The organism is Mycobacterium paragordonae (genome assembly GCF_003614435.1).
GTDB lineage: Bacteria > Actinomycetota > Actinomycetes > Mycobacteriales > Mycobacteriaceae > Mycobacterium > Mycobacterium paragordonae.
This window is the reverse complement of record NZ_CP025546.1, coordinates 2,562,044-2,574,987: the sequence shown is the minus strand read 5'-3', so window position 1 is coordinate 2,574,987 and position 12,944 is coordinate 2,562,044. Positions and strand designations below refer to the sequence as shown.

General features: G+C 71.6%; 9 protein-coding genes. 3 read left to right on the top strand and 6 right to left on the bottom strand.

From position 1 onward, the window contains the following. The first annotated feature begins 14 nt into the window (after window positions 1–14). Both C0J29_RS12085 and C0J29_RS12080 read left to right on the top strand, forming a co-directional pair. Window positions 15–473 (top strand): DUF350 domain-containing protein, encoded by a 459-nt coding sequence (locus C0J29_RS12085; RefSeq protein WP_055578324.1) that lies wholly within the window; start codon window positions 15–17, stop codon window positions 471–473. Next, a complete protein-coding gene (locus C0J29_RS12080) occupies window positions 470–2,038 on the top strand; it encodes a polyamine aminopropyltransferase (RefSeq protein ID WP_120792464.1) in 1,569 nt (522 codons plus the stop codon). Before C0J29_RS12085 ends, C0J29_RS12080 begins: the two co-directional genes overlap by 4 nt. 1 nt (window position 2,039) lies before the next feature. Here the strand turns inward: C0J29_RS12080 and C0J29_RS12075 are convergent, their stop codons facing one another. The 6 genes from C0J29_RS12075 to pdxS all read right to left on the bottom strand — a co-directional run bounded on the left by C0J29_RS12075 (window position 2,040) and on the right by pdxS (window position 11,105). After that, entirely contained in the window at window positions 2,040–6,218 is a 4,179-nt protein-coding gene (locus tag C0J29_RS12075; RefSeq protein ID WP_120792463.1) for a PE family protein, read from the bottom strand. A gap of 185 nt (window positions 6,219–6,403) precedes the next feature. Further along, complete coding sequence (locus C0J29_RS12070) at window positions 6,404–7,159, bottom strand: YebC/PmpR family DNA-binding transcriptional regulator (protein WP_065042831.1); 756 nt, start codon at window positions 7,157–7,159, stop codon at window positions 6,404–6,406. Between the two features lie 44 nt (window positions 7,160–7,203). Continuing rightward, entirely contained in the window at window positions 7,204–8,562 is a 1,359-nt protein-coding gene (locus C0J29_RS12065; RefSeq protein WP_065042832.1) for an ABC1 kinase family protein, read from the bottom strand. 137 nt (window positions 8,563–8,699) lie between these two features. Next, window positions 8,700–9,296, bottom strand: coding sequence for a pyridoxal 5'-phosphate synthase glutaminase subunit PdxT (gene pdxT / locus C0J29_RS12060; RefSeq protein WP_120792462.1), 597 nt, complete (start codon window positions 9,294–9,296; stop codon window positions 8,700–8,702). Further along, a complete protein-coding gene (tesB, locus tag C0J29_RS12055) occupies window positions 9,293–10,138 on the bottom strand; it encodes an acyl-CoA thioesterase II (protein WP_065042834.1) in 846 nt (281 codons plus the stop codon). The genes pdxT and tesB overlap by 4 nt, the downstream gene beginning before the upstream one ends. A gap of 37 nt (window positions 10,139–10,175) precedes the next feature. Beyond that, window positions 10,176–11,105, bottom strand: a complete 930-nt coding sequence (gene pdxS, locus C0J29_RS12050) for a pyridoxal 5'-phosphate synthase lyase subunit PdxS (RefSeq protein WP_065042835.1) — start codon at window positions 11,103–11,105, stop codon at window positions 10,176–10,178. A 126-nt stretch (window positions 11,106–11,231) separates the two neighbouring features. Here pdxS and C0J29_RS12045 point away from each other — a divergent pair, with 126 nt between their 5' ends. Further along, window positions 11,232–12,938: a PE-PPE domain-containing protein gene (locus C0J29_RS12045; protein ID WP_120792461.1), complete on the top strand. Its 1,707-nt coding sequence runs from the start codon at window positions 11,232–11,234 to the stop codon at window positions 12,936–12,938. Window positions 12,939–12,944 lie beyond the last annotated feature (6 nt).

Here is a 12,944-nt window from a genome sequence, read left to right as displayed (position 1 = left end):
AAAGGAGGACTGTCATGTACTACAGCGCGGTGGAGTTCGGCAGCGTCAGCCTCGATCCGATCCTGCGCGGGGCCGTCGCTACGGTCCTCTACTTTGCGGTCGGTATCGCGGTGCTGATCGCCGGGTTCCTGATGGTCGACGTCCTGACCCCCGGAAACCTGCGTCAGCTGGTGTTCATCGAGCGCCGGCCCAACGCCGCCATCCTGGCCACCGCGATGTACGCGGCGCTGGGCACCGTCATCATCGCGGCAATCAACACCAGCTCCAACCAGCTCGGCGAGGGCCTGCTCGGTGTGGCGATCTACGGCGGAATCGGCGTCATCCTGCAGGGACTCGCTCTGGTCATCTTGCGAATCGCGGTGCCGGGCAACTTCCACGAGCATGTCGAGGAACCCACACTGCATCCGGCGGCGTTCGCCACAGCGGCGATGCTGCTGGCGGTGGGAGGGGTCAACGCGGCCGCGTTGCTATGACGACAACCGCTGCGGCCGAACCCGTTTCGCCATCGCTGGGGCGGTGGCGAGCCGTCCTGCTGGCCGCGGTCGCGGCGTGTGCGGCCTGCGGGATCGTCTACGAACTGGCCATGCTGACGCTGTCGACCAGCCTCAACGGCGGCGGCATCGTGGCGACGTCCCTGATCGTCGCGGGATACATCGCCGCCCTCGGACTTGGTGCGCTGCTGATCAAGCCGCTGCTGGCGCGCGCGGCGATCACCTTCATCGCGGTGGAGGTGCTGCTCGGCATTGTCGGCGGTCTGTCAGCTGCAGCCCTGTATGTCGCCTTCGCGTTCGTCGACGGGTCGACGCTGGTGCTGGCGGTGAGCACGGCGCTGATCGGGTGTCTGGTGGGCGCCGAGGTACCCCTGTTGATGACGCTGCTGCAGCGAGGGCGGGAGCCGGGCCAATCCGATTTGCCCACCGACACCGGGCGCACGCTGGCCAACCTGAACGCGGCTGACTACCTGGGCGCACTGGTGGGTGGGCTGGCCTGGCCGTTCCTGCTGCTCCCGCACCTGGGAATGATCCGCGGGGCGGCGGCCACCGGCATCATCAACCTGCTGGCCGCGGCGATCGTCGCGGTGTTCCTGCTGCGCCGGGTCGTTTCGGGGCGGCAGCTGGCGGCGGCGCTGACGGCGCTGGCGGCGGCGCTGGCCTTATTGGTGACGCTGCTGGTGCGCGCCCAGGACATCGAGGTCTCCACCCGCCAGCAGCTCTACGCCGACCCGATCATCGCCCACCGGCATTCGGCGTACCAGGACATCGTGGTCACCCGCCGCGACAACGACATGCGCCTGTACCTCGACGGCGATCTGCAGTTCTCCACCCGGGACGAATACCGCTACACCGAAAGCCTGGTCTACCCGGCGCTCGGGGGCGGCGCCCGTTCGGTGTTGGTGCTCGGCGGCGGTGACGGGCTGGCAGCGCGCGAACTGCTGCGCCAGCCCGGGTTGCAGCGCATTGTGCAGGTCGAGCTGGATCCGGCGGTCATCGAGCTGGCACGCACCACCATGCGCGACGCCAACGGCGGGTCACTGGACAACCCTCGGGTGCGGGTGGTGATCGATGACGCGTTGAGCTGGCTGCGGGGCGCGCGGTCGGACCGCTTCGATGCGGTGATCGTCGACCTGCCCGATCCCGACACTCCCGTGCTGGGCCGGCTGTATTCGACCGAGTTCTATGCGCTGGTTGCGGGGGTACTGAACCCGGGCGGCCTGGTGGTGGTGCAGGCGGGTAGCCCGTTCTCGACGCGAACGGCCTTCTGGCGCACCGTCTCCACCATTCATTCCGCCGATTTCGCCGTGACGCCATATCACGTGTACGTGCCCACATTCGGCGACTGGGGTTTCGTGCTGGCCTGGCGCGGCGAGGCCGCGCCGGTGGCGGCTCTGCCCCGCGAGGTCCCGCCGTTGCGTTACCTCGACCAGCGGGTGCTGGACGCCGCGACGGTGTTCTCCGATGATGTGCGGCCGCGACCGGTCGAGCCGTCGACGCTGGACAATCCACGGATCGTCGAGGACATGCGGCGCGGGTACGACTGAATCAGCCGCCGCCCTGAGCGCCGGCGCCGCCCTGACCGCCCGAGGTTCCGTTCGGTAGGCCGCCGGGAACCGCAAACCCGGGGATTTCTCCGTCGCCGCCGAAGCCGCCGGCGCCGCCGCCGCCGCCTTTACCGCCGGAGCCGCTGCCGAAGGGCGGAGCGATGCCGTTGCCGCCGTTGCCGCCCCGGCCGCCGGTGCCACCCGCGCCGCCGAGGCCGAACGAACTGCCTTTGCCGCCGCCCCCGGCGTTGCCGCCGATGCCGCCGTCACCGGCGTCGAAGAGGACGGACGCGTCGGCGCCGTTGCCGCTGTCGCCGCCGTTGCCGCCTCGGCCGCCGAAGCCCTGCAGGCCGGTGCCGCCCACTCCGCCGGTGCCGCCACGGGCGCCGTCGGCGTTGTTGCCGACCCCACCGTCGCCGCCGCGGCCACCGTTGCCGGCGTTGCCGCCGTTGGCTCCGGTGCCGCCGTTACCGCCGGTGCCACCCTGCCCGCCGGCGGGGTGGACGACCCCGCCCACGTTGCCGCTGCCGCCGTTGCCGCCGTTGCCGCCCTGGCCGCCGGTGCCCTGAACGCCGACGCCGCCGGTGGCGCCCTGGTTGACGCCCGTGCCGCCGCCGATGCCGCCGGCTCCGGCGGCACCGCCCAGGCCGCCATCGCCACCGCGGCCGCCCTGACCCGCCTGGGGCCGGCCGGAGGTCGAGTCGCCGCCGTTGCCGCCGTTGCCGCCGGTACCACCGGTGCCACCGGTGCCGCCCTGGCCACCGGCGCCGCCCTTACCGGTGGCGCCGTCCTTGCCGCCGCCGATGACGCTGCCCTTGCCGCCGGCACCGCCCTCACCGCCGCTGCCACCCTGCCCGCCTTGCCCCCCGGTGCCGCCGGTCTGCGCGTTGCCGCCGTCGCCGCCGCCCGGCCCCTGGCTGCCGCCGTTGCCGCCGGTGGTCCCTTTTCCGCCGCCGCCGCCCTTACCCCCGGCACCACCGGTACCGCCGTTGCCGCCATCGCCGCTGACCAGACCGCCGTTGCCGCCGACACCGCCCTTGCCGCCCGTTCCGCCGGTGCCGCCGATCGAGGCGGTCGAGCCGTTGGTGCCCGTGCCACCCGCCCCGCCAGTGCCGCCGTCGCCGCCGTTGCCGGCGATGCCCGCGTGGCCGCCCGCGCCGCCGGTGCCGCCTGTTCCGGTGGCGGTGACGCTGTCGGCGCCGGCGCCACCCTTGCCGCCGTTGCCGCCGCTGGTTCCGGAGTTGCCGGCACCGCCCTTGGCGCCCGGGCCCGCGCCCGCACCGCCGCCGGCGCCACCGGCGCCACCCTCGCCGCCGGCCCCCCGGTCACCGCCGTTCCCGCCCGCGCCGCCGGTGCCGTCACCGCCGCTGAAGGTGCCTTTGGCTCCGTCCCCGCCGTTTCCGGCGTTACCGCCGTTGCCACCTTTGCCGCCGGCGCCGCCGTTGCCCGCGGTGCCGCTGCCGCCCGCGCCGGTTCCCGCGACGCCGCCCTTGCCGCCCTGTCCGCCCTGCCCGCCGACGCCACCGTCACCGCCGTCACCACCGGCCGCGCCATTCGAGTTCGCCGCGTTGGAGACTCCGTTGGTGCCGCTGGTGGCGTTTCCGCCGTCACCGCCGAGACCGCCGGTTCCGCCGCTACCGCCCTTACCTGCGACGCTGCCGCCCTTGCCGCCGGCGCCCCCGGCCCCGCCGCTGCCGCCGGTACCTCCGTTGCCGCCGTTCTGGCCGGCGCCGCCGACCGAGCCGCCGCCACTGCCGGCGCCGCCGGTACCGCCGGTACCTCCGTTGCCGCCGTTGCCGACCGATCCGCCGTCGCCACCCGCACCGCCCGCGGCGCCGTTGAGGCCGGCGGCCGGCGCGTCGGCGCCTCTACCGCCGTTGCCGCCGTTACCGCCGCTGCCGGGCGCGCTGCCGGCCTTGCCGCTGGCGGCGAAGCTGCTGCCGCCGCTGCTGCCGCCGGCCCCGGCGCCGCCGCCGGCGCCCGGGTTGCCGCCGTTGCCGCCCTTGCCGCCGACTCCGCCGTTGACGCTGATGGTGCCGTCGCGGCCGTTGCCGCCGCTGCCCGGAGTCCCGCCGTTGCCGCCGTCTCCGCCCACACCGCCGACGCCGTGTGCCCCGGCCGTGCCTGCCGGCGCGCTGCCGCCGACGCCGCCGGCGCCGCCCGCTCCGCCGTGGCCGCCGTTGCCGCCGCTGGCGCCGTTGCCGCCGTTTGCGCCGGCGCTGAAGCCGTCGAAGCCGTTGAAGCCGTTGCCGCCGTCGGCTCCCCGGCCGCCCAGGCCGCCGGCACCGCCGGCGCCGCCGTTGCCGGCCTTGGCTCCCCCGTTGCCCCCGGCGCCGCCGGCGCCGCCCGCTCCCCCGTCGCCGCCGTTGCCGGGATTCGTGGCGGAGAAGGCGGGGCTGCCGGACATGCCTTTGCCGCCATCTCCGCCGGCACCGCCGTTACCGTACGTGCCGCCATTGCCGCCGGCGCCACCGTTCCCGCCGCCCTGGCTGGTGCCGATTGCGTCCGACCCGTTGCCGCCGTGGCCGCCGTGGCCGCCGCTGGTGGGGCTGTTGCCGGCCGCACCGGCGGCGCCGGCGCCACCCTTCGCGCTGGTCCCGCCGAGACCGCCCGTCCCACCGACGCCCGGGTTGCCGCCGTCGCCGCCCCTACCGCCGGCCCCGCCGTTGACACCGTTGGCGCCGCTACCGCCGTCGCCCGGGCTCCCGCCGTTGCCGCCGGCGCCGCCCGCGCCGCCGGCGCCTTCACCGCCGGTCGGTGTCACCAGGCTGTTCAGCCAGCCGCCGGCGCCGCCGGCACCGCCGATCCCGCCGCTGCCACCGTTGCCACCGTTGCCGCCGGACTGGCCGTTCGCACCCGCGGTCAACGGACTGGCGCCGGTACCGCCCGCTCCGCCGTCGCCGCCATGACCACCGAGGCCGCCTGTCCCGCCGGTGCCGATAAACGCGCCTCCCCGGCCGCCGGCGCCACCGGCGCCGCCGTTTCCGCCGACCGTGCCGGACAAGCCCGCCGGTCCGCTACTGCCGACGGCTCCGTTACCGCCGAGGCCACCGGTGCCGCCGTTGCCGTACAGCAGGCCGCCGAGGCCGCCGTTGCCGCCGGTGCCTCCGTGAATGGTCCCCGCGGCACTCCCGTCCCCGCCGAGTCCGCCGGCGCCGCCCATACCCAGCACCCGGGCGTTGCCACCGAGTCCTCCGGCGCCGCCGGCCTGCCCGGCACCGCCCGCGCCGCCGTCACCGAACCAGCCGGCAGTACCCCCGGCCCCGCCCGCGCCACCCGCGCCGCCCACACCGGCGCCACCCGTCCCGCCGGCGCCGCCGTTGCCGAATGCCCCACCTTCGCCGCCGACGCCGCCGGTGCCACCGAACCGCCCGTCCCCGCCGGTGCCGCCCACAGCTCCGGGTCCGAACACCCCGGCCGTACCGCCGCCACCGCCGGCCCCCGCCGTTCCGCCGGGCGCGTTGCCGCCGGCCCCGCCGGTACCGGGAGCGCCGATCAGGTAGGAGTGTCCGCCTCCACCACCGTTGCCGGCCACGCCCAGAGCACCGGCTTGCCCACCGGCGCCGCCGACGCCGCCGTTGCCCCACAGCAATCCACCGTTGCCGCCGTTACCGCCGGCACCGGCCAGCCCGTTGGGCGTGGCCGCGGCGCCGCCGGCCCCGCCGACACCGCCGTGACCGATCAAGCCGCCGGCGCCACCCGCGCCGCCGCTCTGGCCGACCGCCCCGGACCCACCGGCGCCCCCATTGCCGTAGAGAAAACCACCGGGTGCGCCCGCCTGACCGGTTCCCGGCGCACCGTTGGCGCCGTCACCGATCAGCGCGCGCCCGAACAGCAGCCGCGTGGGCGCGTTGATCGCACCCAGCACCTGCTCCTCGACCGCTTGCAGCGGGTTCGCGTTGACCGCCTCCGCGAAGGCGTATGCCCCGCCGGCCGACGTCAGGCTCTGCACAAAACCCTCGTGGAATTGCGCTGCCTGCGCGCTGGCCAGCTGATACTGCTGGGCGTGCGTGCCGAACAGCGCCGTGATCGCCTCCGACACCTCGTCGGCGCCGGCGGCGAGCAGTTCCACCGTCGGTGCCAGCGCCGCCGCGTTGGCGGCGCCGACCGCCGAACCGATGCCGGACAGATTGGCCGCAGCCGAAGTCAGCAAATCCGGACTCGCGATAACAAAGGACATCGGAACTGCCTCTCATCCACCCGGTCACATAAGCGTGAATCCCCGGTGAAGATGATCACGACGGCCAGGCAGCGGCCGCAAAGTCAAACTGCACAGACCTGGCAGAGCGCACAGGGCACAGTGCACAAGCACCCAAAAACCCCGGCGGGGGCCAACTTTCGCGACGGGCGGCGACGCGCCAGGGCTCAGTCCTCGTCGAGCGCGGCCAGCACCTCGTCGGACAGGTCGACGTTGGTCCAGACGTTCTGCACGTCGTCGCTGTCCTCCAGCGCATCGACCAGTTTGAACACCTTGCGGGCGCCCTCGACGTCGACCGGCACACTCACGGAGGGCTGGAAGCTCGCCTCCGCCGACTCGTAATCGATGCCGGCGTCCTGCAGTGCGGTTCGGACGGCGACCAGATCGGTCGGCTCGGAGACGACCTCGAAACTGTCACCGAGATCATTGACGTCCTCGGCTCCGGCGTCCAGCACGGCGGTCAACACGTCGTCCTCGGTGAGGCCGTTCTTCTCCAGGGTGACCATGCCTTTGCGGGTGAACAGGTAGGCGACCGAGCCCGGGTCCGCCATGGTGCCGCCGTTGCGGGTCATGGCCACCCGGACCTCGCTGGCGGCGCGGTTGCGGTTGTCGGTCAGGCACTCGACGAGAACCGCGACGCCGTTGGGCCCGTAGCCCTCGTACATGATCGTCTGGTAGTCGGCGCCGCCGGCTTCCTCACCGGCGCCGCGCTTGCGGGCGCGCTCGATGTTGTCGTTGGGCACCGAGGTCTTCTTGGCCTTCTGAATGGCGTCGTACAACGTCGGGTTGCCCGATGGGTCACCGCCGCCGGTACGGGCGGCGACCTCGATGTTCTTGATCAGCCGGGCGAACTCCTTGCCACGGCGCGCGTCTTTGACGGCCTTCTGGTGCTTGGTGGTTGCCCACTTGGAATGGCCGCTCATCGGTGCCTCGTACCTCTTTCGCTGGAAAAGTTCGCCTAGCGAGTCTACGTGGACTGTGGCGGGGCCCCGCGAGGCGGGAAGAATCCCGGCACCCACCGCTCGATCAGGTCGGCGTAGGCCGTCGTGGCGTCGAGTTGCACCGCAACCCCCAACAGACCGCCGAGGGTGCGCAACAACATGACGTACCCGGGCGGGATGGTCATCTGCCGGGCCATCTTGAACCGGTCGCCGAAACCGTCGGCCAGCGGATCGGTGGTGACGATCGCCGACTTCCGGAACCACTTGCGGGTGAAGTGGAACTCGCCGGACCGCAGCGGGTCGATGTAGGGCCACAGCGGCTGCAGGTATTCCACCAACTGCTCGGCCGTCAGGTCGTAGTTGGCCGACATAAAGCCGAGCTCCTTGAGCAACCGGATGGCTTCGTCCCACTGTTCGTCACGCGCCCGGCACAGCAGCTCGCCGAAGCCGGCCGGGAGGCCACCGGGGTGCTCGGCGACGGCGCCGAAGTCTATGACGCCCAGGCGCCCATCAGGCAGCAGCATGAAGTTGCCCGGGTGCGGATCGGCGTGCACCAGCCCGACCCGCGCCGGTGAGCTGAAGGTGAACTCGATGAGCAGCCCGGCGACGGAATCCCGCTCTTCCCTGGTCCCGTCGGCGATGACCGCGGACACCCGCCGACCGTCCAGCCACTCCGAAACCATCACTCTCGGCGCGCTAGCGATCACCGCGGGCACCGCGAACTTGGGGTCACCGGCGAAGCCCTTGGCGAAGGCGCGCTGATTCTGCGCCTCCTGGCGGTAGTCCAACTCCGCTTCCAGCGTGTCGTTGATCTCCGCGACCAGTCGATCCACGTCGGCGCCCGGCACCACCTGCTTAGCGACCCAGCTGAAACGTTGGATCAGTTTGAGGTCTGCGCGCAGGGCCTCGTCGGCACCGGGGTACTGGATCTTGACGGCGACCTCACGACCGTCGTGCCATACGCCTTTGTGCACCTGGCCGATGCTCGCCGAGGCGACAGCGGTGTCGTCGAAGGACTGGAATCGGTCCCGCCACTTGATGCCCAGCTGGGCATCGAGCACCCGGTGCACCTTGGGCGCAGGCAGTGGCGGGGCCTCGCTCTGCAGCTTGACCAGCGTCTCGCGGAAGGGCTCGGCGAATTGCGGCGGTATCGCGGCCTCCATCACCGACAGCGCCTGGCCGACCTTCATGGCCCCGCCCTTGAGCTCCCCGAGCACCTTGAACATTTCGTCGGCGGCCTTCTCCAGAAGCTCGGCGTTCACCTCGTCCTTGGACTTGCCGGTCATCCGCTTACCGACGCCCAACGCGGCGCGCCCGGCCACCCCGGCTGGCAGGCCGGCCAGCTTAGCCGCACGGCGCAGCCCGCCACGTTTGATGTCTGCCATGGGCACATCATGCCGTGCCGGCTGACCTGGTCGCCGCCAGGCGACCCGTCCAGCGTGGGCCCCAGGCGGGTTCTATCGACCAAGGATTCCGTCCACCGGTCCCACGTTCGGATGGCGGCGGCCCCGCGACCCGAGACTCAGGCCGTGCCGGTGACCATGTCCACGAACATCTGGTGCACCCGCCGGTCGCCCGTCACCTCCGGATGAAACGCCGTCGCCAACACGAGACCCTGGCGCACCGCGACGACATGGCCTGCGGCCCGCGCCAGCACCTGCACACCGGCGCCGACCCGCTCGACCCACGGCGCCCGGATGAACACCGCACGCACCGTCCCGTCCAGACCCTCGAACGGGATGTCACCCTCGAACGAATCGACCTGCCGTCCGAACGCGTTGCGCCGCACCGTCATATCGATCCCGCCCAGCGGCAGCGCCTCCCGGCCTTCCGCGCCCGCGTCCAGGATCTCGCTGGACAGCAGAATCATGCCGGCACACGCCCCATAGGCGGGCAGCCCGTCGGCCAGCCGGGCCCGCAGCGGTTCCAGCAGATCGAAGTCACGCAGCAGGTGACTCATCGCGGTGGACTCGCCACCGGGTAGCACCAGCCCGTCCACCGCGTCCAGTTCGGCGCGGCGACGCACCGTGATCGCCTCGGCGCCGGCCTCCTGCAGCGCGGCCAGGTGCTCGCGGGTATCGCCCTGCAACGCCAGCACGCCGATCAGCGGCGCACTCACGGGGTGGTCGGCTGGTATCCGCGCTTGAACCGGGTCAGCCCCTCCTGCATCACCGCGGCCACCATCTCACCGCTCTGATTGAAGATCTTGCCCTGGCACAGCGATCGCCCTCCGCCGGCCGAGGGTGACGACTGGTCGTAAAGCAGCCATTCGTCGGCCCGGAAGGCCCGCATGAACCACATCGCGTGGTCCAGCGACGACACCTGCAGATGCTCACGCTCGGCCATGTGGGTGACCTGCGCCGACCCGAGCAGGGTCAGGTCGCTCATATAGGCCAGCGCGCAGATGTGCAGAACCGGGTCATCGGGCAGCGGATCGCGGTGACGGAACCACACCTGCTGCTGAGAGGCCTTGCCGGGCAACAGTTTCAGGCGGTCGCGCGGCACGATGCAGACGTCCCACTCCTCGAACTGCTTGAATCCCGCGTCGTCGAAGACCTTCACCGAGGACAGGCCGGGCAGCCCGTCCGGCGGCGGCGCCGCGGGCATGGCGTCCTGGTGGTTGATGCCTTCCTGGTCGGTCTGGAACGACGCCCCCATGCTGAAGATGATCTCGCCGTGCTGGATCGCGTTGACCCGCCTGGTCGCGAACGATCCGCCGTCCCTGGTGCGCTCCACGATGAACACCGTGCGCTCCTTGGCATCCCCGGGCCGCAGGAAATAGCCGTGCAGCGAATGCACCTGGTAGCGCGGGTCGACGGTACGCACCGCCGACACCAGCGACTGCCCGGCCACGTGCCCACCGAAGGTGCGCTGCAGGAACCCCGATTCGGGGCTGAACACGCTACCGCGGTAGATGTTGACCTCGAGTTGTTCGAGATCGAGGATCTCTTCGATCGCCACGGACTGTTTTTACCAGCCGCCTGTCACCAGCCGACCGTCACCAGCCGCGTTGTGCCAGGCGATGCGGCTCGGCGATCTCCTCCACGTTGATGCCGACCATTGCCTCCCCCAGCCCGCGGGACACCTTGGCCAGCACGTCGGGGTCGTCGTAGAACGTGGTGGCCTTGACGATCGCCGCGGCGCGCTGCACCGGGTCGCCGGCCTTGAAGATCCCCGACCCGACGAACACGCCTTCGGCGCCGAGCTGCATCATCATCGCGGCGTCGGCCGGGGTGGCGATACCGCCGGCGGTGAACAACGTCACCGGCAGCTTGCCGGCCCGGGCCACCTCCACGACCAGATCGTAGGGCGCCTGCAATTCCTTTGCGGCAACGAACAATTCGTCTTCGGACAACGACATGAGCCGGCGGATCTCGCCACCGATCGCGCGCATGTGCGTGGTGGCGTTGGAGACGTCGCCGGTGCCCGCCTCACCCTTGGAGCGGATCATCGCCGCGCCCTCGGCGATGCGCCGCAGCGCCTCGCCGAGGTTGGTGGCCCCGCACACGAACGGCACCGTGAATTTCCACTTGTCGATGTGGTGGGTGTAGTCGGCGGGTGTGAGCACCTCGGACTCGTCGATGTAGTCCACCCCGAGGCTCTGCAGGATCTGCGCCTCGACGAAGTGCCCGATGCGGGCCTTGGCCATCACCGGGATGGTGACGGCGTCGATGATGCCCTCGATCATGTCGGGGTCGCTCATCCGCGACACCCCGCCCTGGGCGCGGATATCGGCGGGCACCCGTTCCAGCGCCATCACCGCGACGGCACCCGCGCCTTCGGCGATGCGGGCCTGCTCAGGGGTGACGACGTCCATGATGACGCCGCCCTTGAGCATTTCGGCCATGCCGCGCTTGACGCGAGCGGTTCCGGTTTCGGCTCCGGTTTGGCTCCAAGCCGGCTGGGCGCCGTTCTGCTGGCTGTTCACTACGCTCCTTGAATTTCGGGAAGTGACCACCAGTCTAAAGGGGACCGACAACCGCATTTACCCGCAGTTGAGGCCTGCGGTGCCCTAAGCTCCGCGTTGTTGGCCAGCGAGTTGGGGAGCCTCGCGATGAATTTCGCCGTTCTGCCGCCGGAACTGACCTCGGCGCGCCTCTTCGCCGGCGCGGGGCTGCAGCCCTGGCTATCCGCGGCAGCGTCCTGGGACGGACTGGCCGCCGAACTGGACGCCGCGGCGCGTTCGTTCGCGTCGGTCACCTCGGGACTGGCCGACACCTGGCAGGGCCCGGCGATGCTGGCGATGACGCGGGCCGCGGGCCCGTACATGACGTGGTTGACGACGGCGGCGACCCAGGCCGGCCGGACAGCCGCGCAGGCGCGAGCGGCAGCCGCGGCGTTCGAGGCCGCGCAGGCGACGGTCGTGCACCCGACGATGGTCGCCGCCAACCGGTCGGGGCTGGTCTGGCTGGTGGCGGGGAATCTGTTCGGGCAGAACACGCCGGCGATCGCGGCCGCCGAGGCCGTCTACGAGCAGATGTGGGCCCAGGACGTCGCCGTCATGGCGGGCTATCACGCCGAGGCGTCGGCAGTGGCAGAGCAACTGGCCGGCGCCTACGCGGCCACCGGCCTGCCCGGACTGAGCATCGACTGGTCCAGGGGCACCTTCAACCTGGGCTCCGGGAACAAAGGCGTCAACAACATCGGGTTCGGCAACGCCGGCAACGGCAACATCGGCGTCGACAACCGGGGCGACGGCAACATCGGCTTCCAGAACAGGGGCAACTGGAACGTCGGGCTGATCAATACCGGCAACCGGCAGGTCGGCTACGGACTTCCCGGCGATGGAAACGTCGGCGTCAGACTCATCGACATGAACCCGGTCGGCGGCGGCAGTCCGACGACGACGGCCCTGCTCATGGGCGGCACCGGACCCAACCCGATGCCCTGGTCAGGCTTTCAGACGTTCGCGAACAGCTTCATCACCCCGACCCACCCGTCCTATGACGCGCAATTTCTGGTGACGCCGTCCAAGCTGTTCCCGCTCACCGGCCCCACCAGCCTGCCCTTCGATGTCTCGATCGCCGAGGGGATGCAGCGCCTGAACACCGCGATCATGAACCTGCACGCGGCGGGCAAGGACACGATCGTCTTCGGGCTGTCCCAGAGCTCCACGGTGGCGACGCTGGAGATGCGCTATCTGCAGTCGTTGCCGCCCGCGTTGCGTCCGGGGACCGACGAATTGTCTTTCGTCCTGGTTGCCAACCCGAACCGGCCCGACGGCGGCCTGCTGTCCCGTTTCACCGGACTGTCCATCCCGTTCATGGGGTTCACCTTCAACGGCGCCACGCCCGCGAACCTCTATCCCACCGTCGATTACGCGATCCAGTACGACGGCGCCGCCGATTTCCCGCGATACCCGCTGAACCTGCTGGCGACGGCCAATGCGCTGGCCGGCTTCGCCTACATCCACCCGTCGTACGCGCTGTCCGCCGCCCAGTTCGCGTCGGGCATCGTCCAGCCGGTGTCGCCGGACAGCTTGACCACCTACATGCTGATTCCGACGCACGACCTGCCGTTGCTCAATCCGCTGCGCGGGGTGCCGTTCGTGGGGAACCCGCTGGCCGACCTGATCCAGCCCGACCTGCGGGTGCTCGTCGAGCTGGGCTACGACCGCACCGCCTACCAGGATGTGCCGGCGCCGGCCGGGCTGTTCCCGCAGATCGATCCGGCGGTGCTCGCCGCGCAGTTGCAGCAGGGCGCGGCGCAGGGGGTTCACGACGCGCTGGCGGGATTGGGTTTCCCACGGCGGTTACCGTAACGGCGT

Bases quoted from the DNA above. Each gene is read 5' to 3' on its own strand.
- C0J29_RS12075 (WP_120792463.1), bottom strand. From the start codon at position 6,218: ATGTCCTTTGTTATCGCGAGTCCGGATTTGCTGACTTCGGCTGCGGCC.
- C0J29_RS12065 (WP_065042832.1), bottom strand. From the start codon at position 8,562: ATGGCAGACATCAAACGTGGCGGGCTGCGCCGTGCGGCTAAGCTGGCC.
- C0J29_RS12085 (WP_055578324.1), top strand. From the start codon at position 15: ATGTACTACAGCGCGGTGGAGTTCGGCAGCGTCAGCCTCGATCCGATC.
- C0J29_RS12070 (WP_065042831.1), bottom strand. From the start codon at position 7,159: ATGAGCGGCCATTCCAAGTGGGCAACCACCAAGCACCAGAAGGCCGTC.
- C0J29_RS12045 (WP_120792461.1), top strand. From the start codon at position 11,232: ATGAATTTCGCCGTTCTGCCGCCGGAACTGACCTCGGCGCGCCTCTTC.
- C0J29_RS12080 (WP_120792464.1), top strand. From the start codon at position 470: ATGACGACAACCGCTGCGGCCGAACCCGTTTCGCCATCGCTGGGGCGG.